This is a genomic window from Flavobacterium sp. xlx-214 (assembly GCF_013874595.1).
Taxonomy (GTDB): domain Bacteria; phylum Bacteroidota; class Bacteroidia; order Flavobacteriales; family Flavobacteriaceae; genus Flavobacterium.
This window is the reverse complement of record NZ_CP059431.1, coordinates 1111494-1136741: the sequence shown is the minus strand read 5'-3', so window position 1 is coordinate 1136741 and position 25248 is coordinate 1111494. Positions and strand designations below refer to the sequence as shown.

19 protein-coding genes are annotated in these 25248 nt (G+C 33.6%); 12 read left to right on the top strand and 7 right to left on the bottom strand.

Translation table 11 applies throughout. The features are described from left to right. The first annotated feature begins 37 nt into the window (after positions 1 to 37). The 5 genes from H1R17_RS05350 to H1R17_RS05330 all read left to right on the top strand — a co-directional run bounded on the left by H1R17_RS05350 (position 38) and on the right by H1R17_RS05330 (position 3970). Positions 38 to 1150, top strand: coding sequence for a hypothetical protein (locus H1R17_RS05350; RefSeq protein ID WP_163432777.1), 1113 nt, complete (start codon positions 38 to 40; stop codon positions 1148 to 1150). Positions 1151 to 1240: 90 nt separating this feature from the next. Next, entirely contained in the window at positions 1241 to 1717 is a 477-nt protein-coding gene (locus tag H1R17_RS05345) for a hypothetical protein (protein ID WP_163432776.1), read from the top strand. A gap of 138 nt (positions 1718 to 1855) precedes the next feature. Then, positions 1856 to 2344 carry an NUDIX domain-containing protein gene (locus tag H1R17_RS05340; RefSeq protein ID WP_163432775.1) on the top strand — a complete coding sequence of 163 codons (489 nt, stop codon included), beginning with the start codon at positions 1856 to 1858 and terminating at the stop codon, positions 2342 to 2344. A gap of 85 nt (positions 2345 to 2429) precedes the next feature. Further along, positions 2430 to 2891: a GNAT family N-acetyltransferase gene (locus tag H1R17_RS05335; RefSeq protein WP_163432774.1), complete on the top strand. Its 462-nt coding sequence runs from the start codon at positions 2430 to 2432 to the stop codon at positions 2889 to 2891. Between the two features lie 35 nt (positions 2892 to 2926). Further along, positions 2927 to 3970: an NAD(P)-dependent alcohol dehydrogenase gene (locus H1R17_RS05330; RefSeq protein ID WP_370520252.1), complete on the top strand. Its 1044-nt coding sequence runs from the start codon at positions 2927 to 2929 to the stop codon at positions 3968 to 3970. Positions 3971 to 4045: 75 nt separating this feature from the next. On the opposite strand, the gene H1R17_RS05325 is transcribed toward H1R17_RS05330, so the two are convergent. Continuing rightward, positions 4046 to 10942 (bottom strand): T9SS type A sorting domain-containing protein, encoded by a 6897-nt coding sequence (locus H1R17_RS05325; RefSeq protein WP_163432772.1) that lies wholly within the window; start codon positions 10940 to 10942, stop codon positions 4046 to 4048. A gap of 263 nt (positions 10943 to 11205) precedes the next feature. Continuing rightward, on the bottom strand, positions 11206 to 12693 hold the full coding sequence (locus tag H1R17_RS05320) for a hypothetical protein (protein ID WP_163432771.1): 1488 nt from the start codon (positions 12691 to 12693) through the stop codon (positions 11206 to 11208). A 101-nt stretch (positions 12694 to 12794) separates the two neighbouring features. Here H1R17_RS05320 and H1R17_RS05315 point away from each other — a divergent pair, with 101 nt between their 5' ends. Then, positions 12795 to 13556, top strand: coding sequence for an enoyl-CoA hydratase/isomerase family protein (locus tag H1R17_RS05315; protein ID WP_163432770.1), 762 nt, complete (start codon positions 12795 to 12797; stop codon positions 13554 to 13556). 50 nt (positions 13557 to 13606) lie between these two features. On the opposite strand, the gene H1R17_RS05310 is transcribed toward H1R17_RS05315, so the two are convergent. Continuing rightward, the gene (locus tag H1R17_RS05310) at positions 13607 to 14281 is read right to left on the bottom strand and encodes a YceI family protein (RefSeq protein ID WP_163432769.1); all 675 of its coding nucleotides are present in this window, start codon (positions 14279 to 14281) and stop codon (positions 13607 to 13609) included. 246 nt (positions 14282 to 14527) lie between these two features. Between H1R17_RS05310 and H1R17_RS05305 the strand changes: the two genes are divergently transcribed. Both H1R17_RS05305 and H1R17_RS05300 read left to right on the top strand, forming a co-directional pair. Continuing rightward, positions 14528 to 14980, top strand: coding sequence for a 6-carboxytetrahydropterin synthase (locus H1R17_RS05305; protein WP_163432768.1), 453 nt, complete (start codon positions 14528 to 14530; stop codon positions 14978 to 14980). A gap of 2 nt (positions 14981 to 14982) precedes the next feature. Next, positions 14983 to 15816 (top strand): UDP-2,3-diacylglucosamine diphosphatase, encoded by an 834-nt coding sequence (locus tag H1R17_RS05300; protein WP_163432767.1) that lies wholly within the window; start codon positions 14983 to 14985, stop codon positions 15814 to 15816. Here H1R17_RS05300 and H1R17_RS05295 read toward each other — a convergent pair. Beyond that, positions 15701 to 17074, bottom strand: coding sequence for an HTTM domain-containing protein (locus tag H1R17_RS05295; RefSeq protein ID WP_163432766.1), 1374 nt, complete (start codon positions 17072 to 17074; stop codon positions 15701 to 15703). The genes H1R17_RS05300 and H1R17_RS05295 overlap by 116 nt on opposite strands. Before the next feature lie 2 nt (positions 17075 to 17076). Further along, positions 17077 to 18006: a bifunctional riboflavin kinase/FAD synthetase gene (locus H1R17_RS05290; RefSeq protein WP_163432765.1), complete on the bottom strand. Its 930-nt coding sequence runs from the start codon at positions 18004 to 18006 to the stop codon at positions 17077 to 17079. A gap of 169 nt (positions 18007 to 18175) precedes the next feature. Here H1R17_RS05290 and H1R17_RS05285 point away from each other — a divergent pair, with 169 nt between their 5' ends. Beyond that, the gene (locus H1R17_RS05285; protein WP_163432764.1) at positions 18176 to 20467 is read left to right on the top strand and encodes a zinc-dependent metalloprotease; all 2292 of its coding nucleotides are present in this window, start codon (positions 18176 to 18178) and stop codon (positions 20465 to 20467) included. Between the two features lie 29 nt (positions 20468 to 20496). On the opposite strand, the gene H1R17_RS05280 is transcribed toward H1R17_RS05285, so the two are convergent. Continuing rightward, positions 20497 to 22311: a lysophospholipid acyltransferase family protein gene (locus tag H1R17_RS05280; protein ID WP_163432763.1), complete on the bottom strand. Its 1815-nt coding sequence runs from the start codon at positions 22309 to 22311 to the stop codon at positions 20497 to 20499. Between the two features lie 281 nt (positions 22312 to 22592). Beyond that, positions 22593 to 23111: a hypothetical protein gene (locus tag H1R17_RS05275; RefSeq protein ID WP_163432762.1), complete on the bottom strand. Its 519-nt coding sequence runs from the start codon at positions 23109 to 23111 to the stop codon at positions 22593 to 22595. A 240-nt stretch (positions 23112 to 23351) separates the two neighbouring features. Between H1R17_RS05275 and H1R17_RS05270 the strand changes: the two genes are divergently transcribed. The 3 genes from H1R17_RS05270 to H1R17_RS05260 are packed head-to-tail and all read left to right on the top strand — an operon-like array spanning position 23352 to position 25236. Beyond that, positions 23352 to 24113 carry an exodeoxyribonuclease III gene (locus H1R17_RS05270; RefSeq protein WP_163432761.1) on the top strand — a complete coding sequence of 254 codons (762 nt, stop codon included), beginning with the start codon at positions 23352 to 23354 and terminating at the stop codon, positions 24111 to 24113. A 10-nt stretch (positions 24114 to 24123) separates the two neighbouring features. Then, on the top strand, positions 24124 to 25008 hold the full coding sequence (locus H1R17_RS05265) for an OmpA family protein (RefSeq protein WP_370520250.1): 885 nt from the start codon (positions 24124 to 24126) through the stop codon (positions 25006 to 25008). A 36-nt stretch (positions 25009 to 25044) separates the two neighbouring features. After that, a complete protein-coding gene (locus H1R17_RS05260; protein WP_163432759.1) occupies positions 25045 to 25236 on the top strand; it encodes a hypothetical protein in 192 nt (63 codons plus the stop codon). The last annotated feature ends 12 nt before the right edge of the window (positions 25237 to 25248 follow it).

Sequence of the window (25248 nt, the reverse complement as noted above, 5' to 3'; positions counted from 1 at the left end):
AAACAAAAAAATAAAGATATACAAAAAACAAAACCACATGAAACCTTCCTTTACAAAATGTCAATATCAACTAGCGTTACTAGTAACTATTATTACTTTATTATCGGCATGTAAAACAAATAAAGCAGTAGTTATTGATGAAAACAATACTAAAAATACCAATGTATATGTGGTAGGCTATGAATATAACGATAGTAAATTTGAAAGTTATATTGAAGAAATAGCCGATGATGTAGGAATGAAACACATTGCTAAGCTTTGGAAAAACGGCAAGAGTATTCCTTTAGAAAAAAGTGAACTTTATGCCGATGCAAATGCAGTAATTGCAAAAAACAATGCAGTTTATGTAGCAGGTACCATTAGACCAAAAGAAGATTACATTGCTACCTTATGGAAAAACGGAAAAATACAAAAATTAACCAATGGTATTGAAACAGCCATTACTAACGACATTTTTATAGACAAAAAAGATGTGTATATACTTGGTGGGCAATATAACAACGTAAATTACGATATAAACGTTTGGAAAAACGAAAAAATAGTCAGCACTTTAAAGTCAACCAATTGGATTAGTGCGCACTCACTCTTTATTCACAACAAAAACATATATGTTTGCGGATATGAAGAAAGTGGTACTAAAAGTGAACATTTTAGAAACAATAATGTAGCTAAAATCTGGAAAAATGGTAAAGAAAAAAGCCTTACCAATGGCACAACCGATGCTTATGCCCTATCAATATACATAGACAACAACAAAGAATACGTTGCCGGATATGAAATTATAAACAATAAGTATATCCCTAGACTATGGGTAAATGGTTCTGAACAAAATCTTTCATACGGCGGTAATAACGCAATTGCCAAAGCGGTATTTGTTCATAACGGCACTACTTATGTTGTTGGCTACGAAATCATCAACTATGTGGGCGTAGCTAAACTATGGATTAACGGAAAAGGTGAAAACCTAACATTGGGTAAATACAATGCCACCACAACTGATGTTTTTGTACACAACAATAAGGTATATGTTGTAGGATATGAAAACAATAAAAACGACAGGTATGTTGCAAAACTATGGATAGATGGCGCACCTATAAACCTTACCGATGGTACCAAAAATAGTTATGCCAACGCCATATTTGTTGAATAATATTTGAATGTAAGTGAGTAAATACATTACTGTTTTTTACGGTATTGGTGAAAAAGCGTATGTATTTAGCCTAAAAAAATGATGTCATTTATGATGCAAACTAATATTACAGCCAATACAAGTAATGGTAATACCAATGTTTATCAAAATGGGATGAAAATTTATAGTGCTACAACTAGTGTTTTGCCTTTTCACGATAAAGTTAAAATGTACGATGCTAATAATCAATTAATGTTAGTTGTAGTTGTTACTGGTTTTTATGGTATTAAGCGCAAAGTTACCTTAAAGGCTAATCATCTTAATCTTGATATTTTTTTTGAAGTACATTCTAAAAACATAGTCTTTATTGTTAACCAAAAACAAATTGTCTTTAAACAAGCATCAAGATTATTTAAATTTGAAGGCGATTTTTATGTTGATGCTATTTATGTAGGAAGCATCAAAAATAAGATGTCTTTTTTTAAATCAGAGCTTATCTATGATTTTTTAAAAGATAATGAAATGAACTATTTTTGTATCATATTGTCATTAATATTACTTCGAGATAAGTTTCATTCTACTGGATAATGATTCATAAAACAAAACCATAATACCGTTATTATATACATTTTGTTTAATTTTATATAAATGTTTTCAATACATAACCTTTTTGTTTTTAAGTAAAACCAACAAAGAGGTTTGTTTCTTTAATACAATAACAATAAAATGAATCAAGTACCCGTAGGTTTAAAAAGAACCGCAACCCTTTGCGTTTTAAAACATAACAATCAATTCTTATTATTAAAAAGACTTAAAGAACCTAATAAGGATCAATACACGCCTGTTGGTGGAAAGTTAGATCCTTTTGAGAGTCCTTTGCAAGCTGCAATACGAGAAACTTTTGAAGAAACTGGTATAAAAGTTACTACCATGAAATACTGTGGCACTTTAACAGAAACATCGCCCACAAAATACAATTGGATTAACTATGTTTACATTGCCGAGATTGATTTTATAGAACCTCCTTTTTGCAATGAAGGTACTTTAAATTGGATTGCTTTTGATGATTTATTAAAGGTGCCTACTCCTAAAACTGATTGGTTTATTTATAAATACATCTTAGATAACAAGCCTTTTGCTTTTAGTGCGCTGTACAATGAAGACTTAGATCTTTTATCTATGATAGAAGAAATAGAAAATACCGAATTAGCATAAGTGAATGATTGTTTTCTTGACAGATGTATTAAGTGAAGTTTTGAAAGTAAACTGCAAATAAATTTGTAAACAAACAGGTTATTAAATGGATGTAACGTTTGAACAAGTAAAAAACACAAAAGAGTTTCCGTATGAGTTACTCCTTTTAGCCGATGAAACGGTAGAAGCTATAAATAAATACCTGTTTCAATCTGCGGTGTATGTAGTCAAAACAAATAAGCAAACAATAGGTGTTTTTTGTTTGTATCCATTAAATAATGATGAGGTAGAGTTAAAAAATATTGCCGTAAGTAATGAACTGCAAGGCAAAGGCATTGGTACTCAAATTCTCAACTTTATTAAAAACGAAACAAAAAATAAGTATCAAACCTTAATTGTAGGAACTCCTGATTGTGCTGTTAGGCAATTGCATTTTTACAAGAAAAATGGGTTTGAAGTATACAGCATTCGTAAGAATTTTTTCATAGATCATTATGAAAAACCCATCATTGAAAACGGAATTCAATTAAAAGATATGGTATTGCTAAAATACCATCTAAAACAGTAATTTATTCATTCAATTTTAATTATTAAACAAATACAATAATGACAACAAAAGCATACGCAGCCTTTAATGCGGTAGATCCGTTAGGTCCCCATACCATAGAACGAAGAGTTTTAGACGCAAACGATGTTTCTATAAAAATAGAATATTGTGGTGTTTGCCACAGCGATTTACATACAGCTAAGTCTGATTGGGGACCTGCCAATTACCCTGCTGTTCCTGGTCACGAAATTATTGGTCGTGTACAAGAAGTTGGTGCTGCTGTTACTAAGTTTAAGGTAGGCGATATTGTTGGGGTAGGATGTATGGTAGAATCGTGCCAACATTGTCACTCGTGCGATGAAGGCTTAGAGCAGTATTGCGAAAACGGTTTTACAGGTACCTATAATTCTAAAAACTCAAAATACGGAGGCATTACCTATGGAGGCTATTCTGAAAACATTGTAGTACAAGAAAGTTTTGTGTTGCGTGTACCCACTAATTTGCCATTAGAAAATGTAGCACCTTTGCTTTGTGCAGGTATTACCACATGGTCGCCATTGCGCCATTGGAATATAAAACAAGGCGATAAAGTAGGTGTTATTGGTTTAGGCGGTTTAGGACATATGGGTGTGAAATTTGCTAAAGCTATGGGCGCACATGTAGTAATGATTACTACATCAGCCAATAAAGGAGCCGATGCAATGCTTCTTGGCGCCGATGAGGTATTGATTTCTACCGATGCCGAACAAATGAAACAACATACCTACAGTTTTGATTTTCTTTTAAACACCATTCCGGTAGCACACGATGTTAACCCCTATTTATTATTGTTAAAGCTTGACAAAACCATGTGCATGGTAGGTGCCATTGAACCTTTACCAGGCGTTCACGGTGGCGTTTTGATTAACAAACGTAGAAACATTGCAGGCTCGTTAATTGGCGGAATCAAAGAAACCCAAGAAATGTTAGATTTTTGTGGAGAGCACGGGGTTGTTTCTGAAGTAGAAGTAATAAAAATGCAAGATATTAATGAAGCTTATCTTCGCATGCAACAATCGGATGTGAAATACCGCTTTGTTATTGATATGAAAACGTTGTAATCATTAGGTGTTAAGAATAAAAACAAAAAGAGCTATCACAAATGTGATAGCTCTTTTTTTAAACACTTAAATTTATTACTTTTTCACAACTTTAACAAACTGTGATGCATTAGCTGTTTGAACTCTTACAATATATGTTCCACTACTACAAGTAGATAAATCTATCTTAACTTCATTAGAATCATAATCTTTACCTAATATTCTTTGTCCTGTTAATGTAAAAACCTCTATTCTCTTAATAGGTTCAATATAGGATACATTAAATTCAGATTCTATCGGATTAGGGTAATATTTCAAGTTAGCTAAATCCAAATCATTAATACCTACTGTAGTAATGTTTACTTGTACAGCAAAAGGTAAACTAATACAACCATTTACATCAATTATGACACCATAGTAAGTATTACCATCTATTAACATTAAATTACTAGAAGCAGGATTACTACCTATTAGAGCATCATTGTAATTTTCAAACCAAACTACATTAGGCTCATTAACTACTAAATCTGAAATTCTAACTATTTTATTGAATGTCTGTATTGAATTTCCTGTAGGAGCATTTGGTTTAGGGTTTACTTTCACATAAACTGCAGCTCTAGTAGATATACATCCTAAACTTTCTCTAGATACATAGTACATGCCTGTTGTTAACACATGGGTACTAGGTAATGGAGTATTTGTTACATTATCTATAAACCAAGTATAGTTAACAGATCCAGAACCTGGAATATGCAAATCTGCTACAGTAGCATTCTCACACAAATTAAAAGGTTGAACTGATGGTGCTGCAACTGATACTACAGTAATTGTTATAGGCTTTCTAATAGATTTACAATTACCAAGCACTTGCTCAACATAATAAGTACCATTAACTAGAACAGTGCTTTGAGCTAAAGGTTGTGTACTTTGAACTGAATTATACCAATTAATAACCCCTCCTGTGCTTTGAACAATTAAATCAGCAATTGTACCTCCACCACAAATAGTAGGATTTGTAACAACTGGTTGAGGAACTACTGGAAGTACTGTTACAAGAACAGCTGTTCTTGTTGATTCACACATACCTTGAGTAAATGTGCTTATATAGTAAGTTCCATTTACTAATTTAAAATTACCACCTAATTGATTAGTTGTTGTTGCAGATGCATACCATCTTAAACTACTTGAAATATAACCATCAATAACAACACTTTGAATATATGTGTCAGCGCACACAGTTAATGATGTTGTAGTTAAAGGTACATCTGCTAATAAATCAACTTGTATCGCAACTCTTTCAATACTTTCACAATTATTTAATGTTTGAGAAGCATAATATGTTTCTCCATGAACTAGTGAATGATTACTAGGTAATGAATTACCTCCTACCATAGCACTATACCATTTCACATTTACCCCAGCTACATTTAAATTAGATAATTTAGGATTTGTAGCTGCGCAGAAAACTTGTTTAGGTGTTGGTGTTGTTGGCTTATTTGTTTTATATACCAAAACAGATATAGGCAAACGTACAACACTCTCACATCCACTTACTGTTTGGGTAGCATAATAAGTTGTACCATTTACTAATGCAGTAGAACTTGCTAATTCAGTTGTACTAGTTAATGACGCGTACCATTTAATATTAGAACCTACTATAGACAAACTACTTAATGTTGCGTTGTCTTGAAAACAAAAAGCTTGTTGATTGTTTGCTGTAGTTGGACTTGTTACATCATGAACTTGCACCAATACAGCAAGTAACGATGCGCTTTCACATCCATTTATTGTTTGGCTTGCATAGTATGTTGTTCCATCTACTAATAAAGTTGACATTGGTAAAACGTTTACTTTATTTAAAGAATCATACCATTTAATATTAGATCCCGAAACCTGTACATTTTGTAAAGTTGATTGTGTTTGCACACAGAAACTTTGAACATTTGATGTTGATGTTGGCACTAACGTATTTTGAACATTTGCAGTTATTGCTAATCTATCATCACTTTCACAACCATTAACTGTTTGACTTGCGTAATAAGTAGTTCCGCTAACAATTAGAGTAGTATTTGATATTTCAACACCTCCTGCTAAAGCATCATACCATTTAATATTAGTTCCTACAATCTGTAAATCGCTCAGTTTAGGATTGTTTTGTATACACAATGTTTGTACTGCACTCTGTGTAGTTGGTGCTAAAATATCTCTTACTGTTACTGAAACAGCTACTCTAGATATACTTTCACATCCATTCAATGTTTGCGTTGCATAATAGGTTGCTCCATCTACTAACAAAGTTGAAGATGCCAATTCTACACCACCTGTTGCAGTTGCATACCATTTAATATCTGTACCAGTAACCGCAATATCAATAAGTGTTGGATTACTATCAATACAAAAATCTTGTTTAGTTGCTGTAACAGTAGGTAATGGAGTAGTTACAAGAGCTGTAGTAATTGCTAATCGCTCTATACTTTCACAATTATTTTCTGTCTGTGTAGCGTAATAAGTAGTTCCATCAACAATAACTGTTGTAGAAGGTAATTCTACACCCCCTGTTAAAGAATCATACCATTTTACACTAACACCTGTAACAACAATATCTGCCAAAGTAGCCTGATTTTGTACACAAAAAGACTGTGTTGACTGAGTTGCAGTTGGTTTAGCTGTATCATATACTACTACTGTAACCAATTCTCTTGTTGCACTTTCACATCCATTAGCAGTTTGACTTGCATAATAAGTTACACCATCAACCAAAATAGTTGTACCTGGCAATTCATTTCCTGCTGTTGCAGCATCAAACCACTTAACTGTACCCCCTGGTTCTAAAGTAACAGAAATGTCTGCTAATGTAGCATTTTTACAAAAACTAGTTTCGTTTATTACTGGCTTAGGCGTTTCTTTAATAGTAACTGTAATTACTTTAGTACTAGAACAATTTGCAGCTGTAGTACTTGTTACTGTATAAGCAACAGCATTTAAAGGTGCCGCAGATTTTAAATACACTTTTTTAGCATTGTCTCCCGCAACATATGGTACAGTTGCTGCTGCATCTGTATACAAATCTGTAGCAGGTGTCCACACTGTTGTAACAGGTGCTACAAGTCCAAAAATAGTATTTGGACGGTTCTTTGATGTTCCACTAGAACCCCATGAAGTTTGTGTGTCAAACGATGCTGCTCCAGCAGGTAAAACACTATCTTTCATTCCATAATAAGCACTATCAAAAGTAGTAGTAGAATACTTTAATGTGGTTGCAGATCCATTACCGGTATTCCCTTGATTGTGTACGGTTTCAACAACAACATTGCTGATACCATCCCATACAAAAGGCGTTGTAAAATTAAATGTTACCAAACCTATCTGCGATGGTGTAAATGTTTGGTTATAAACTTGCGTTAAACCACTTTTTGGTACAAAACCTGCTGTTAAATTAGCACCCGTTGCATGTCCTATTCTAATGGTAAAATCATTACAAGTTTGTGAATTATGTGCGGCAATATCCCAAGATACCGCATTAATAGTAGAACCCGCAACTAACCCCTGTGCGGTTAACTCGCTTGCTAAGAACAACAATTGTGTTCTGTTTCCACCATACCAAGCCGAAAGTGGATTAGGAGGACTTGTTGTACCTGTAACGGCTGTACCTGTTCCAAAAACAGCCTGAGCAGGGATTCCACTAATAGTTGCATTAAGCTCTGTAATATTATTTACGCATGCATCAACAGTTGCTACATTGGTAGTAATAACAGGTACTGGATTCACATCTACCTTTATTTCAATACTTTTAGCACATTTATTTCCAGCCGATTGGGTAGCTGTTAAAGTATACGTTGTGGCTACAGTTGGGTTAAATGTCCAACCTGTTGTATTATTACCCGAAACACCTGCTGTTGGTGTAACTACATAGGTATCATAGTCTGTTGCGCCTGTTGTGATAGTCACAACATTTGAACTTGATCCAGCACAAATAGTTTCATGAGTACTGCTTAATGTTAAAGCTGGTGCTGGTGTTACAGTAGCAACTACTTCTGTTCTTGGAGAAGAACATCCCATTTCCATTTGCCAATTATAGAAATAGTAATAAGTTGCAGACGCCCCATTTATATATCCACCTGTAATTGCCCCGTAAGTACTTAAAGGGTACGGATATGTTGCTCCAGATGAATCACGTATCATACTTGGGCCTGAAACAGCTATTAATCTATAATCCACTCCTACAGGAATATCAAAATCTAAAGTTACAGTATGTAAAACAGGATTTGTAGCAGTCCCTCCTGCTGGTAAAGCTATTGTTCGCGTATCAAGTACAGCTCCACTACTATCCGTTAAATTAACAACTAAATTTCCTGCAGTTGTTGAAGCCAAGTAAACATCAACTGTTCTTAATTTGAAATTAGAAGTAGCACTAAAAACTAAACCATAGTTTAAAGGCGTTGTAGCCGAGGTACCAAATGTTGTTTTACCTCCTGTAAAGTTTACAAAATTTGATACAGAATTAACCCAATAACTAGTTGTAGCATTTAAAACAGGTGTTGTAAAAGTGCTACCTGTAGCTACAGGATTACCTCCTGTAGCTGCTGTATACCAGTTAACAGTACCCAACGCATAATTAGCTGCTAAATTAACGGTTCCAAAACCACAAACGCTTCCTGGCGTTGTGCCTACTAAATCTGGATAGTTACATAGTGTTTTAAAAGAAACCTCTTGTGACCAAGCTCCTTTGTCTCCATTATCGCAAATAGTTCTTACATATACTTTATAATCGGTTTCTGGATTTAACCCCACAACATCTTTAAATAACACACCTGTTGCCACGGGTCCTGATTGTACAGCCCCAGGTGTTCCAGGTGTTCCAGAGGTACGTATTTCATACTCATATCCGTTTGATGGCGCTGGATTTGCAGCTAACCAAGATACTTTTAAACCGTTTTTAGTAACAGCTGTTGCGGTAACGTTTAATACATCTGGGCAAGCTGGGCGGTTTTCAATAGCAATAGTTGCTATGTGAAAATCATAATCGGGAGTGTCATTAACAGACCCTTCATTCGCTTTAAAACCAATACGTACATTTTTACCTACGTATTGTGAAGGAATATTTACAATAAAATCAGTTAAAACATTAGTTAATGTTGTTGTATTGGCTGCATTAAAAGTATAAAGAGGGGTCCATACTGCACCACAAATATCCTCAGAAATCATTACTTCTACTGTATCATCAGTACCTTGCATACCTGCTGGATCCGCTGCTGCTGATGAAAGATCGGTTATGGCTGCTTTAAACTTAACTAACGATACTGCATTTATTGTCAAATAAGGCGAAATTATCCAATCTTTTTTTGTATTTGAAAAAAGATTTATTTTAGCACTAGTAGTTCCTGTAAACACCGTACTACTAGTCCATGCTGATGTAGTTCCTGTTAAAGGTCCATCACCAATACGCTCTAACCAACCTGGAAAAACAGTGCTAAGATTTGCCCCTGTAAAACCAGTAAAATTGACTGAAGCTGGTAAAGCAGTAGCAGTAGTGTTAAATGCTTTAGTTATTTGATTACCATCTAAAGAAACAGCATGCCAAACATTATAAGATGGTGATGTACCACAACGAACATATTCATAAACTTTTACATAATATGTTGTATTACATAGCAATCCAGTTACAGTTACCGATGTACCTGTACCATCATAAACAATTTGTTCTGTGCCTGCTGTTGCATATTTTGCGGCAGCTGTATAAGCAGCTACCCCTGTAAGATCAGTTCTTGCAGCAAAAGTATTCACACTATTTACAACCACTATTCTACGATTACCATTTCCATTATCCCACTCAATTGTCATAGAATCATCTAAAACATTTGCTGCTGGAAAACGTAAATTAGTAGCTGGGCTTGGATTAGTAGCCATTAAAACAGTATGTACTGTAGAAGTAGCTGACAGACCAGAAGCCGTACACGTTACTTTTAAACGGTAATATTTATTAGTAGTACCCGCAAAACTTGGCGGTGTATAAGTAAGCGTTGTTGCGCCTGAGCCCCCAACTGCATTTACCCAAGGATCAGTTACTCCGTTATCATTAGATTGCTCCCATTGATAAGTAAAACCAGGAAAACCAGGATTAGGGTTTACCACTGAAATAGCTGCTGGTGTTGTGCCTGCACATACTATTTGACTTGCAGCAGTAACAGTACCTCCTGAAGGTGTTCCAGAGCAAGGTAGTGGAGGAGTGTAGATATATGTTAAACCACTAACAGGCATTTTAGCATTTGAAGCTGTATCTGCATTAAATGCTTGTGTACTACTATTTAATGTACCCACAACAGAACTATTAAAGTTAACTGTAGTTGCATTTAATCTATTATTAAAATCAGTATTTGTTGCACCTCTTAAACCTACTTCAATTGTACCACTAGGATTTGAAGTTGAAACAGGAGAAGAATAAGGTCCATAAACAATTTTTATTACATTTGTTCCTTCAGTTAATCTAATTTGAAAATTAATTAAATGAACATCTGTGATTGAAACTGAATAGACTGGTCGTGCATTCTTGTATTGTATTACTAATGTTCGATTTGGCGCAGCCCCTTCAACTGCCCAACTTATATTACTTACAATTGCACCTGTAGCATCGTAATATCCGTTAATATCTCTGCCCCATGCCGATATAGCACCTGCGTAAGCTGTAGTTGTAGAAATTGGAACAGTACCCGAATAAGTAGCAGTTGTTCCTGGGAAAATAACACTTCCATTACTCCCTACATTTACAGTTGTATGGTTTGTGCCGTTGAAATTAAAACTAAAAGGAATTGTAACATTCCAATTTCCTGTATCAACACTAGTGGTGCTAGTATTACCTGTTGGACTTGCCAATACAGTCCCCCCAGTAATTTCTTGATATGTCCCATTGCTTTGTGAAAATGTATAAAGATTCACTTGGCTAAAAACTTTTATTGAGAGCAGTAAAGCCAACAACAATAAGTAAATTTTTCTCATGTTAATAAATTTTAGTTAATAAATACTATAAGTGTGTTAAATTAAATGTAAAAATAACCAAAAAAAAATAACAACATAATAAAAAAACAAAAAAAACATCACTATTATTGCTGTTGAATTAGCAAAAACCATATTTGTTTAATATAAAACTATCTAATCTATATTTTATAGTTTTATATTAAACATTTAACACCGCAACAACTGTTTTTTACTAATATTTTTCTTTTTAAAGTAAACAAAGCCAGCGTAGTAGCTGGCTTTGTTTACTTTAAAATATAACGAATATTTAATTTTGTTGTTGTTTCTATCACTTCATTTAAAGGTTGGTATTTTAAAACGCCTTCTTTGGTTAGCTCTATTACTTTTATCTTATCTTTTTCAAACCAAGTAATTTGATATTCTAAATCGGTAGGTTTTACATCAATATCTTGTACTTGTTGTGCATCACTACTTATTACAGGTGCCCCATAATATTGATTGTAATAATCGTACAAATTAAAAGTAAGAGGTTCTGTAGCATCTGTTTTTAAGGGTAAAATTACGTTTGGAGCCACAAACATTTGTGTTTTAGACAAACGTTCTTTACGTAGAATTTCATTGTTAGACGCAGTTAATTGCTCTTCAATCCATTCTTTGTAAGTACCTTTAAATCCTTTTGTTTGCGCATGTTCGTAGGCTTTTTCTCCATCAGTCCCTATAACAGATTCAACCCATTCTGTAAACGTTCCGTAAAAACCGTGTTTAAGAGCCATTTCATACGGAGAACTTCCTTTTGATGTTTTTAATGATTGAATCCACTCTGAAACTATTGCCGACGTTTTATCGCGTTTTGCTATTTCAACATCAACTTCGCGTCCCCAAAGCATTTTCATCCATTCTTCTTCCGTTCCTTTGTACCCTTTATCCAATGCTTGTTGATACGCTGTTTTACCTCCTTTAGCATCAATCATTTCAATCCATTCAGTAACTGTACCATCAAAACCTTCGTTAACAGCAATTTCATAATCATTAGCTGGTTTGGCAATAATTGGTGTGTTTGTAGCAGATACTTTTACCTGAGTAGCATCTGTAGTATTTGCCTCAGGTACCTTTATTTCAACAAATTCGGGTTTACTTTCAACAGTTTCATTCTTATTAGGATTAAAAGGAACTTCTTCTCTCTTAACAACTTCAACCACATCCATTACATCCAATAAAACCGATTGAGGATTTTCACTTGTAATCAACACTTCTTCTTTTGCAGGTGGATTTAGTTTAGGTAAATCAGTTGGTTTAGCCTCAGCTACAGCTTCTTTAGTAGCTACTTTTGGCACCTCAACTGGCTTTATATAGGTAACCGCATCCTCTTTTTTAATAGCCGTTGAAAGTGTTAAAAATTCATTATAAGAAACCTTGTAACTGTCTAATGCTTCAACAGGATATAGATAAACAACGTCATTAACATCTTTAATTTTTAAAGGAAGTGTTTGTTCTGAAATAGAGAACAATGTTTTAAAATCTTTATACGGTTTAAAAATTTCTTTATTTACAATTTCATACCATTGATCATCAACCCACATATAGTATCCTTCCTTTAAAAAAGAAGCATTACTGTGTACCAAAACATTGTAACCAAAGTCTGCAACGCCATTTTTAACGGTTTTTTGTTCATTTTCTATATGCAGATATGGCACAGCATAATACGTTTCTTTAGCTTGTTGGGCTACTAAAACACACGGAAAACCGAAAAATGCGATTACATATTTAACCATAATAAGGATTGTTTTAAAACGATGCAAATGTACATATTTATCAAAAATAAAATACATATTGGCAACAAGCTTTATATTTGTATTAATAAACTAAAAATAAAATGAGTAATACACCTTATATTAATGTTACTATTAATGATAAAATAGCAACTATTGATTTTTATCATCCTGCCAGTAATTCTTTTCCAAGTACACAATTAGCCGATTTAGCTAATACAATTACACAATTAAATAACAATTCAAGTGTTTTGGTTATTATTTTAAAAAGTTCTGGCGATAAAGCTTTTTGCGCAGGTGCATCGTTTGATGAACTTTTAAGTATTACAAATTTAGAAGATGGTACGGCTTTTTTTAGTGGATTTGCTAATGTCATAAACGCTATGCGTACATCAAACAAATTAATAATAGGGCGTATACAAGGAAAAACTGTTGGGGGTGGTGTTGGATTAGCGGCAGCTTGCGATTATACTTTTGCAACCAAAAATGCTTCTATAAAATTATCAGAACTAGCTATTGGTATTGGTCCGTTTGTGATTGAACCCGCTGTAAGTAGAAAAATTGGAAAACCCGCTTTAGCCGAAATGACTTTAGATGCCGAAAATTGGAAAAGCGCACAATGGGCTTATGAAAATAAACTTTTTACAGAATTGTTTGATGATGCGGTTGCAATGGACGAAGCTTTGGAAAAATTTGCCACGCGTTTAAGTAGTTATAACCCGGAAGCATTATATGAAATGAAAAAAGTTTTATGGGAAGGTACCCAACATTGGGATACACTTTTAAAAGAACGCGCTGCTGTATCGGGCAAATTGGTTCTTTCTGATTTTACAGTAAATGCATTAAACGCTTTTAAAACGAAATAGAGATGGATAGCAATAAAAAAGTCGGAAGTTAACTTCCGACTTTTCTTTAATTATTTCTTAGCTTGAATGTTTAATTCTACATCAATTTCTTGAGAAATCATCCAATCTTTAGCGTCACCTTCTGTTCCGTAAGTTAAGCCCCAATCTTGACGATTAATTGTAAATTTAGATTCAATTGTAACGTTACCTTCTGTTACAGCAACTTTTGCAGGAAAAGTTACGTTAACTGTTTTGTCTTTAATAGTTAAGTTACCACTAATAACATTTGTAGCACCTTCAATAACACTTTTATCTTTAGCAGCATCAAAAGCAGCAACGCTTGTAACTTCAAAAGTAGAAGCTGGATATTTTTCTACATCAAAAAAGTCAGCGCTTTTTAAATGTGTATCTAAATCTGCAGAAGTTTTACCACCAGAAGTTGCAGGATCTACTGAACTTTGGTCTGTTACCAATGATTTTAAATCTAAATTAAATTTACCACCTGTTACAGCTCCGTTTTCTACAGCTACTGTTCCGTCTGCTTTAATAACACCAAATCTAGGGTTAAGACCACCTTTGTGGTATCCTGTCCATTTTACAGTACTTGTAGTTGCATCAACAGTAAAAACTTGCCCTTTTTGTTCAGCAACTTGTTGCTCTGTAGTTGTATTAGCTTTATCTCCTGTTTTATTACAAGAAACAAGAACGGTTGCCAAAGCAAATGCTAAAACTGATAATTTTTTCATATTTAAATTGTTTTTATTTGAAAGCAAATGTATCTATTTTTAGTAAATACAAAGTTAATCTAGTTTAATTAATTGTATAATAGTTCAAAAAAAGATGACAAAACATTCTTTCAAGAGGAATAAAACACCAATTAAATGAATTTCTTATAGTGTATAAACATCCAAACTTGAAATTTCATTCATATAATTTAATTATCAAATATACATTAAATTATAAATCACTAATTTTGCTAAAAATTTAATATCATGAGTTTTATCAGAATTACCAAGCAATTTACTTTTGAAACCGGTCATGCATTATACGGTTACGATGGAAAATGTAGAAACGTACACGGTCATAGCTACAAATTGTCGGTTACCGTTATTGGGCAACCTATCACTGATAAAACCAATGTAAAATATGGTATGGTGATTGATTTTACCGATTTAAAAGCCATTGTTAAAGAAGAAGTAGTTGACCAGTTTGATCATGCTACTGTTTTTAATCAAAATACACCTCACGTTGAGTTAGCAAAAGAGTTGGAACAACGCGGACATCACGTTATCTTGGTTAATTACCAACCTACAAGTGAAAATTTAGTTATTGATTTTGCGGAACGAATTAAAAATCGTTTGCCGCAAAACATTAAATTATTCTCATTGCGTTTACAAGAAACCGAAAGCTCTTACGCAGAATGGTTTGCTGCCGATAATCAATAGAAATGATTACTTTAGAAATTCCCAACGATAAAAAAGTATATTTTACCTCTGATCATCACTTCGGAGCGCCTACGCGTGAACAAAGTTTACCACGTGAGGCCTTGTTTTTACATTGGTTAAACACTGTTGAAAAAGATGCAGGTGCTTTATTTATTGTTGGCGATTTGTTTGATTTTTGGTTTGAATACAAAAAAGTGGTTCCAAAAGGATTTGTGCGTATTTTAGGAAAATTGGCACAAATGCGCGATAATGGCTTACCTATTTACTTTTTTGTGGGTAATCATGATTTATGGATGGAAGATTATTTTGAAGAAGAATTAGACATTCCTGTTTTTCATGAACCAAAACAGTTCACTATTTTTAATAAAACGCTATTTATTGGTCATGGCGATGGCTTAGGTCCTGGTGATAAAGGATACAAACGCATGAAAAAGGTGTTTACCAATCCGTTTTCTAAATGGTTGTTTCGATGGTTGCATCCTGATATTGGGGTGCGTTTGGCAGAATATTTATCGGTTAAAAACAAATTAATTTCAGGCGAAGAAGATGCTAAATTTTTAGGTGAAGAAAACGAGTGGTTGATTTTATATGCTAATAAAAAAGTAACCGAAAATTTTGCCGATTATTTTATTTTTGGTCATAGACATTTACCTATGACTTTGCCATTAAAAAACAATGCTAATGCTTTGTATGTTAATTTAGGCGATTGGATACAGTATTTTACTTTTGGTGTTTTATCAACGCAGGGATTTTCTCTAAATTACTATCAGAATAAAGATCTTGAGGAGCGTTTTCATCCAAAACCCACTCATCATGACCAAAATAATTCCATTTAACAGAAGCTAAATCTACGGTTGGATCGATCAATCTTTTAGCAGGACGTGAGTTTACGTAAACATCACTTTGTACCACATAAACCGCTACATCTTTCCCTTTTTCTTTATAAAAAGCTTTTATTTTTTGTGCCATTTGCCAAATAACATCGGGTGCATTTAAACGCGTTTGTTGTTTATAGGTAAGTAATTCATCATTATAAAAACGCAAAACTTCGTTTGTTTTTTTATCAATTACTCTAAAAGTAGCTTCACCCGATCTAGAGCGCAACATCATACGCCAACTTAATCGATGTCCTTCTTCCGTCCATAAAACATCGCCTTTAATAAACCAATGCCTTAACGGTAAAAGCACTTGAATAATTAAATACGGTACAAAAAAGTATTTTAAAGCACCTAATCCTTCATTTGTTTGCTCACTAAAAATCTCTTTATCCTTTTTTCGAAAAAAGAAGTTTCTAACTTGCTCTGGCGGAAAAAAGAACACACAAAAACTTAAAGCAAAATAGGGAAAAACACCAATTTGTAAGGTTATTGAATTAAAGATATGAAATATTAAAGAGGCAATAATGGCAAACCAACGAGTGCGTTTCCATAGCAAAGCGGGAATAATCAATCCATCAAAAGCAATCCCCATGTAGGCAATAAATAGTTGAAATTCGTTTTTTTGAAACAACATTTGAATGCTTTCCGGCATCTCTGTCATACCAACAAACATGTTCTTAGTTACGGTTCCATCTAACCAATCGGGATAAAATTTGGCAATTGTAGCGTAAAAATACACACATGTAACTTGCAGTATAAAAACCCAACGAATCCATTGTGGCATGTATCCTTTTTTAATGGATAGATTTTTTTTAGCATCGTACGAAGCATACACATTTGCAGGTAAAAAACACATGATTAATGCAATAAGCCACATTAAGTAATAATGGTTGTTGTATGATGTTTTTTGACCAAAATAGGCTGTACTCCATAACAAAGTTAGCAATACAATGGAAAACCGATATTTAAAACCAAACAATACACCTAAAGAGGCAAATGCCATTAGGACAAAAACACCATACATTATTTCGTTTTGAATGTTTAGTAGAAATTCAAATCCTATAAATGTAAAATTGGTGGTGGTTTCAATGAAGTTTTTGTCAACCCATTTGGTTAACAAAGCGCCAACGCTTTCTACAAAAAAAATGATTCCGAAAAAAATACGGAATACAATTAAAGATGAATTGTCAATTTTTGTAAAAGCCTTTTGCCACATAATTATAAAGTATCAATAAAATGCCTTGAAAAACGTTCGTCTTCTTTCAATGCTTCAATTAATAAATCGACTGAAGCAAACTTTTCTTCGTCTCGAATCTTTGTTAAAAATCGAACTGTAATTTCTTCATCATAAATAGTTTTATCAAAATTAAAGATATAAACTTCTATGGTTTTATCAACTCCGCCCACTGTTGGGTTAGTGCCAATGCTAAGCATACCATAGTAATTTTCTCCTAAAACCGTTACGCCAACTACATAAACGCCAATGGCTGGTATTAATTTATAATCTTCTTGAATTTGAATGTTTGCTGTAGGATATCCAATGGTTCTGCCTAATTGTTTACCCGAAACTACTTTGCCTGTTAAAGGATATGGATAACCTAAATAGGTTTTTGCCAAACTTACATTGCCTTCGTTTAGTGCCTTTCTAATTTTTGTTGAACTGATGGAAACATGATCTAATTCTTCGGCAGAAATTTGCTCAACATTGAAATGATATTTTTTACCAAATTCAATTAAATCATGAATATCGGCAGAACGATTTTTCCCAAAACGATGGTCGTAACCAATAATTATTTTATCAATATTAAATTGATCTACTAAAACGTTTTTTACAAATTCTTCGGCAGATAAATTGGCAAAATCTTGTGTAAACTCTTGCACCACCAAATAATCAATACCAAAATCGGCAATTAATTTAATGCGCTCTTCAATGGTATTCAGCAACAAAATTTGAGTATCCGATTTTAAAACCATTCGCGGATGCGGAAAAAAAGTTAGTACTAAGGTTTTATAATCGCCTAACTTTTTTTGTAGTTTTAGTTTATTAAGAATAGCCTGATGCCCAATATGCATGCCATCAAAAGTACCTAAAGTAACAATGGTTTTTTGAGGGCTTTTAAAATCGTTAATTGAATGAAAAACTTCCACTTGTTTTGTTTTTTACAAATTTACGATAATTATTATCAGAAAAATATCATTTAAAGCACACCATTTATTTTACTAACGTATATCAAAATAGGTTAACACGCTAAAAAATAGGTTAATTTTCATAGAATGTTTAATTAAGTTTCTAATTTTGGAGTTAAATATTCTTTTCATGAAAATACTTAAAAATTTTATTTGGATTTATTCTTTGCTATTATCTGCTGTTTTACTAGCCCAAAATAGTGCATCAGCAAGCGTTTACAATCCTTTTAAAGCAACTACTATTGATCAAATCAACAATAATGATAAGTTTGTAAGAGCGCATCAACCTGAAAAGTTTCAATTATATACTTTAAATGTTGCTACATTGTTGCAATTTGTTCAAAAAGCACCAAAGTTGTCTAATACACCATCAAATGTTACCATGAAATTACCCGATGCTAAAGGTGTTTTTCATACATTTTGGATTTACGATAACTCGGCAATGGAAGAAGAACTTGCGAGTACAGTTAGCAACATAAGAAGCTTAAAAGCAATTGATATTGAAAATCCTGCTCACAATATTAGCATTAGTATTTCAACCATTTTTGGTTTTCATGCAATGGGAATGATGACGGATGGTACTGTGTATTATATGGATAATTACACAAACGATTTAAACACAGTAATAGTTTATGACCGAAGCAGTTTAGAAGCACCAAAAAGCAGTTTTAGTTGTTTGTTACCTGGTGATTCTTTTGATGAAGCAGAAACAAATACAGTCCCTATCCAAACTTTTAGCATGGACAACAAACGTAGGACATATCGTTTAGCTTTGGCTTGTACCATTGAATATGCACAGTTTCATATTAACAGAGCCCCAGCAGGTACGCCTAATACTACGTTAGATCAAAAGAAAGAAATTGTATTAGCTGCCATGAATGTGACTTTAACGCGATTAAATCAGATTTTTGAAAGAGAAATGAATGTGCATTTGAGCTTAATTGCGAACAATAAAAGTATCATTTTTGTAACATCGGATAATTTTAATAATGATGATGCGGGTGTTTTAATAGACCAAAGTCAAACAGTAATTGATAATATCATTGGTACATCAAATTATGACATTGGACACACATTTAGCACAGGTGGTGGCGGTTTAGCTAGTTTAGGTTCTGTTTGTAGTACTTGGTCTAAAGCATCAGGTATCACAGGTTCTTCATTTCCTGTAGGCGATGCTTATGACGTAGATTACGTAGCACATGAAATGGGACATCAGTTTGGTGCAAATCATACATTTAACAATTCTTGTCAGTTTAATCGTAACTCATCTACGGCAATGGAAGTAGGTAGCGGAAGCACCATTATGTCTTATGCAGGTATTTGCCCAAGTAACGTACAAAATAATGTAGATGCTTATTATCATTATGTTAGTATTAAAGAAATACAAGCATTTCTAGCAAAGGCTACTTGTGCGCAGCAAACTACAGTTACTAACTCTGCACCAATAGTTACAAATCTACAATCTAAAACCATACCTTATGGAACTCCTTTTATTTTAAATGCTTTGGCAACTGATGCTGATGGAGATCAATTAACCTATACATTTGAGCAAATAAACACGCAAATAACCACACAACCACCGGTAGCAACTGCAACAACAGGTCCTGCATTTAGATCTATGCAACCAACTACCAATAATTACCGTTCTTTTCCTGCAGAGGATATTGTTTTAGATGGCTCATCTAATCCTGATGGTATTGTAGGTAGTAAATGGGAACGTTTAGCAAGTGTTGGGCGTAGCTATAGTTTTGTTGCTACTGTGCGAGACAACAATGCTTTAGGAGCACGTGTTGTTTACACACAACCAGTAACCATTACAGCAGCTAATACAGGACCGTTCTTAATTACCTATCCAGATAACAATCCTAGTACAAAAGAACCAATTTGGAACACAGGTACGACTAAAAATATTACTTGGAATGTAGCAGGTACCACTGCAAATAATATCAACACAGCTAATGTAAATATATTGGTATCAATAGATAATGGATTAACGTATACTATGCTTGCAGCAAATGTACCCAATAACGGATCAACAACTGTAACAATACCTACTACTATTCCAAATACATATGAAGGTAGAATTAAAATTGAAGCTGTTGGAAATATTTTTTATACTGTTTCTAAAAAGTTGATTATTTGGGATCCTACAGCAAGCGTGGATGATTTAAAAGTAAATCATTTTAAAATGTACCCAAATCCTGCTAAAGACATTTTAAATGTAAGTTTCTCTACAGAGGAAAATAATACAACGCAATTTGATGTTTTTGATTTAAATGGAAGATTGATACTTACACATACTTTAGAAAAAGCAACAGATGTAAATACGCAAATTTCTATTGATCAACTTGCTACAGGAACCTATATTTTAAAGATTACTAACGGAAGTAACTCTTCATCTCATAAGTTTATTAAGCAATAAAAAAACTGCCTCTAAATGAGGCAGTTTTTTTATTCTTCTATCTTTTCGTTTATTTTTCGTTCTAATTCTAACTGAAGTTCTTCAATCACTGGGCGAACGGTACTTTCAGGTAAATCGGCAATACGAATGTACATCAATCCGTCAACCGAATTATTAAACAAAGGATCCACATTAAAAGCCACTACACGTGCATTTTGCTTAATGTATTTCTTTATTAAAACAGGCAAACGTAATCCGCCTGGTTCTACCTCCTCAATTAACTTATCAAATTTATTTAAATCGGCTTCGGCTTCGTTAAAAACAAAATCCTTATCAGCATCTTTCAATTGTACTTTGTATTCTTTCTTGGCTTGAACATATTGCGCCACATACGGATCGTAAAAATGTGATTTCATAAACTCAATCATCAACGATTTACTGAAATCCGAGAACTGATTACTAATACTTACACCTCCAATTAAATATTTATGTTCAGGATAACGCAAAGTGGTATGTACAATACCTTTCCATAACAAGAACAAAGGCATTGGTTTTTGTTGATACTCGCCAATGATAAATGCACGACCCATTTCGATTGATTGCTCCATCATTGGATATAATTCAGGTTCAAAACGGAACAATTCGGTTAAGTAAAAACCATCAATACCATGTTTGGCATAAATATCTTTCCCTAAACCCATTCTGTAGGCACCTGCAATACATTTGGCATCATCATCCCATAAAAACATATGCTTGTAAAACGAATCGTATTTATCTAAATCGATAGCTTCATTGGTACCTTCACCTACAGCACGAAAGGTAACTTCGCGTAAACGACCAATTTCTCTAAGAATATTAGGAATATTAGCAGAATCGGTTAAGAAAACTTCGTAGTTTTTACTTTGTAATAAACGATCATCTCCTTTGCGAAGCGCTTCCACTTCTTTAACCATTAAATCCTGCAAAACAGGTCGCTCAATTTCTTTTGGCGCGGGCGCGGGTAATTTAAACGATGGTATTTTTATGTATTGTTTTTTATCGTCTTTTGTTGTGTTTGCCAACAAATACGTTTTTTGACGTAAAAACTTCCCAAAATCTTCAATGGTTTCGCCGTGTTCGTTTTGTTCGGCTACGGTGATAGGCTTTCCTATACGCACACGTATTACACGATCTTTCTGCGTAAGTAATTCGGAAGGAAGTTTGGCTGTTTGTAATGTTGGACTTATTTTAGACAACATATAAAACAACTTGCTGTTTTTGGCGTGAAAGTAAATAGGTACCACAGGTACTTTTGCCTTACGAATTAACTTTAAAGCACCTTCTTCCCAAGGTTTATCAACAATTTTATCGTCTTCTTCAAAGTTTGAAACTTCTCCTGCAGGAAAAATCCCTAAAGGCTTGCCATCGCTTAAATGACGTAATGTTTCTTTTAATCCAAGAACACTAGATTGCGAATCTTTATGATTATCAAAAGGATTCACAGGCATAATAAAAGGCTTTAACGGCTCAATTCTATGCAATAAAAAGTTAGCGATAATCCTAAAATCAGGATCACGCTCACGCATTAATTTCAATAGTAAAATACCATCAATACCACCAAGCGGATGGTTGGATATGGTTATATACGGACCTTGTTTGGGTAAACGCTTTAATTCTTCAGGATCAATTTCAAATTCAATTTGAAACTCATTTAAAATACTGTTTAAAAACTCAACGTCTTCTAAATGTTTATTTCTATCGTAAATATTGTTCAATTCTGATATTTTAAGCACTTTCATAAGCAACCAGCCCGAAAAAGTACCTAAAAATCCGTACTTATCCAGTTTTATGACACGTGCTATTTCTTTTGCGGTTACTAACCCCATCTATATTTTTTTTGCAAAGATAACAATTCCTTTCACACCTGTTTAAAACCAGTTTTATTATAATCTAATTTTAATCTAAGGTTCTGTTTTTAAATATAACAAAAATTAAACATTTTTTTTACATATACAAATAGGAAGTTTAAAGTGGGTTAATACACTTATTAAGATGCTGATAAAAACAAGGTTAAACACATACTTATTACTAAATATTTTACTAATTTGGGTCAAACAACAAAAGTACTTCTTAATAGAAAAAACAGCTTAAAAAACCTATAATCTATTTAATACATTGTCATTAAAGGGTAAAATATTCTATTCATTTTATAATGTAAGTAAGGATATTCTGCTCTAAAAACATCTAATAAGTTTTTATTAACAACATTTGTGATTGCAATCCATTCATTATTTTTCAAACCTATTTCAATAAAATAAAAATCACTCCAAGGAAACTTTCGATATGGGTTAAACTTCTCAAAAATATAAGATCCTCCATTAAAAACAATTTCATTAATATCTTGTATCATTATTGAGGTAACAATCCCTTTTTTATGTATTTCAATTGTATCAGCTGTTAAATAATAAATTGCATCGTTTTCAAATAGTAAGTATCGTATGTAAATAGTAAAAGTCAAGATACATAAAACTAAAAAAATACCTCCTGCGCAATGAACCCAAAAAGAAAACTCTATCGAGTCAGAAAAGAAAAAATCATAAACTAGAGCTATTACAATGCCTAACAATAAAATAGAACTAAAACCAATTAGTTGAAAATGGTTTTTATAGGTTTGTTTTAAAATCATCGTTTCCAAAGATATAAAATCAAGTTAGCTAGTGCAACTGTCTTGTTTGTTCTTATTAACTATTTTATGTACTCTAAAAACTCAATCATATCTACATCCTACCACATACACCATTACCCTCTTAAAACGTATCTAAGTCATTTTAAAGCATGGCAACCTTAAAATATGCAAACATGGGGTTAAAACTGCATTTGGTACAAAGTATTTTATGTATTTTTGTTAAAACTCATAACTACTTACATGAAAATTTTATCATACAACGTAAACGGTATTAGGGCAGCTATTACAAAAGGTTTTTTAGAGTGGCTGCAAGCAGCAAACCCAGATATTATTTGTTTACAGGAAATTAAGGCAACACAAGACCAAATACCTGTTTTAGAGATTACCGCGGCGGGCTATCCGTATCAATACTACTTTTCGGCTGAGAAAAAAGGCTATAGTGGTGTTGCTATTTTAAGCAAAACCGAACCTAAAAACATTGTATTTGGTACCGGTATTGACTACATGGATAAAGAAGGTAGAAATGTACGTGTTGATTTTGAAGATTTCTCGGTAATGTCGTTATACCTGCCATCGGGTACCAATATCGACAGATTAGGTCATAAGTTTCAGTACATGGATGATTTTCAAAAGTACATCGATCAACTAAAAACCGAAACCCCTAATTTAATCATTGGTGGCGATTACAATATTTGTCACGAAGCCATTGATATTCACGACCCTATACGCAATGCAAAGGTGTCGGGCTTTTTACCTGAAGAGCGTGCGTGGTTAGATGGTTTTATGAAAAGCGGTTTCTTAGACTCGTTTCGTATGTTTAACCCAGAGCCTCATAATTATTCGTGGTGGAGTTACCGTGCCAATGCCCGTAACAACAACAAAGGGTGGCGTATTGACTATAATTTAGTGTCCGAAGGAATGAAAGATCGTGTGAAGCGCGCTTACATTTTACCCGATGCCAAACACTCTGATCACTGCCCTGTGGCAATAGAAATTGATTAACTAAAAACACATCGATATGAAAAAAATTCTTTTAGTAGCTTGTTGCTTGCCTTTTTTAACAAGCTGCGTTACCCGAAGATTGTATAATGAATTAGACGCAAAATATAAAAACTGTGCCGAAGAGTTAGAACGCTTAACAGGAGAATCAACAGGCTTAAAATCGCAATCGTTTGATTTAGGAACAAAGAATAAATCGTTAGAAAAACAATTAGAAGATGCTATTACCGATCGCGATAAACTGCAAGTAGCTTACGATCAGTTAGAAAAAGATTATAAAAGCTTAGAGAAAAACAGCGATACAGCCATTAAAGCCGAAATTGAACGCTTGAATAGCTTAAAAAAAGAGTTAGATGGGAAATCGTCTCGTGTTTCTGAACTTGAAGATAAGTTGGCAGCACAAGACAAAAACCTTCGCAAGTTGAAAGAATCGTTATCTAAAGCCTTGTTTGAGTTTGAAGGCAAAGGTTTAACCGTTGAACAAAAGAACGGCAAAGTTTACGTGTCTATGGAAAACAAATTGTTGTTTCCATCGGGCAGTTGGTCGGTTAGTAACGAGGGTAAAAATGCCGTACAACAACTTGCAAGCGTATTGGCTAAGAACGACGATATTTCTATTTTAATTGAAGGCCATACCGATAACGATAAAGTGGTTGGTAACTTAGGCAATGGCGTTACCAATAACTGGGATTTATCTACCAAACGTGCTACTGCTATTGTAAATATATTAGAGCAAACCAGTGGTATTGATAAAAAGAATTTAACAGCTGCAGGTAGAAGTGAGTTTGCACCGTTGGCATCAAACAACAGCAGCGAGGGCAAAGCTAAAAACCGTAGAATTGAAGTGATACTTACGCCTAAGTTAGACGAGATATCTAAACTATTAAACGATATGTAATACATTAGGGAGGCTTTGGCTTCCCTTCTTTTCCTTATGAAATACAAAAGATACATTTTAGAATTTGTTGTGGTAGCTTTACTAATGTCGTTAGGTTTGTACTACTTTATACACCAAACATGGCAAAGCGCTTTGTTTATAGGCAGTACCACCGCATTACTAACGGTAATAAACAAGTACTTTTTAGACAGAAAGGCGCTTAGAAAGCACAACAATACCAAACCATAATCTATACAATAA

What these genes read in the sequence shown, in the direction of transcription:
- H1R17_RS05350 (WP_163432777.1), top strand. Translation starts at nt 38, where the DNA reads ATGAAACCTTCCTTTACAAAATGTCAATATCAACTAGCGTTACTAGTA.
- H1R17_RS05345 (WP_163432776.1), top strand. Translation starts at nt 1,241, where the DNA reads ATGATGCAAACTAATATTACAGCCAATACAAGTAATGGTAATACCAAT.
- H1R17_RS05340 (WP_163432775.1), top strand. Translation starts at nt 1,856, where the DNA reads ATGAATCAAGTACCCGTAGGTTTAAAAAGAACCGCAACCCTTTGCGTT.
- H1R17_RS05335 (WP_163432774.1), top strand. Translation starts at nt 2,430, where the DNA reads ATGGATGTAACGTTTGAACAAGTAAAAAACACAAAAGAGTTTCCGTAT.
- H1R17_RS05325 (WP_163432772.1), bottom strand. Translation starts at nt 10,942, where the DNA reads ATGAGAAAAATTTACTTATTGTTGTTGGCTTTACTGCTCTCAATAAAA.
- H1R17_RS05320 (WP_163432771.1), bottom strand. Translation starts at nt 12,693, where the DNA reads ATGGTTAAATATGTAATCGCATTTTTCGGTTTTCCGTGTGTTTTAGTA.
- H1R17_RS05315 (WP_163432770.1), top strand. Translation starts at nt 12,795, where the DNA reads ATGAGTAATACACCTTATATTAATGTTACTATTAATGATAAAATAGCA.
- H1R17_RS05310 (WP_163432769.1), bottom strand. Translation starts at nt 14,281, where the DNA reads ATGAAAAAATTATCAGTTTTAGCATTTGCTTTGGCAACCGTTCTTGTT.
- H1R17_RS05305 (WP_163432768.1), top strand. Translation starts at nt 14,528, where the DNA reads ATGAGTTTTATCAGAATTACCAAGCAATTTACTTTTGAAACCGGTCAT.
- H1R17_RS05300 (WP_163432767.1), top strand. Translation starts at nt 14,983, where the DNA reads ATGATTACTTTAGAAATTCCCAACGATAAAAAAGTATATTTTACCTCT.
- H1R17_RS05295 (WP_163432766.1), bottom strand. Translation starts at nt 17,074, where the DNA reads ATGTGGCAAAAGGCTTTTACAAAAATTGACAATTCATCTTTAATTGTA.
- H1R17_RS05285 (WP_163432764.1), top strand. Translation starts at nt 18,176, where the DNA reads ATGAAAATACTTAAAAATTTTATTTGGATTTATTCTTTGCTATTATCT.
- H1R17_RS05280 (WP_163432763.1), bottom strand. Translation starts at nt 22,311, where the DNA reads ATGGGGTTAGTAACCGCAAAAGAAATAGCACGTGTCATAAAACTGGAT.
- H1R17_RS05275 (WP_163432762.1), bottom strand. Translation starts at nt 23,111, where the DNA reads ATGATTTTAAAACAAACCTATAAAAACCATTTTCAACTAATTGGTTTT.
- H1R17_RS05270 (WP_163432761.1), top strand. Translation starts at nt 23,352, where the DNA reads ATGAAAATTTTATCATACAACGTAAACGGTATTAGGGCAGCTATTACA.
- H1R17_RS05260 (WP_163432759.1), top strand. Translation starts at nt 25,045, where the DNA reads ATGAAATACAAAAGATACATTTTAGAATTTGTTGTGGTAGCTTTACTA.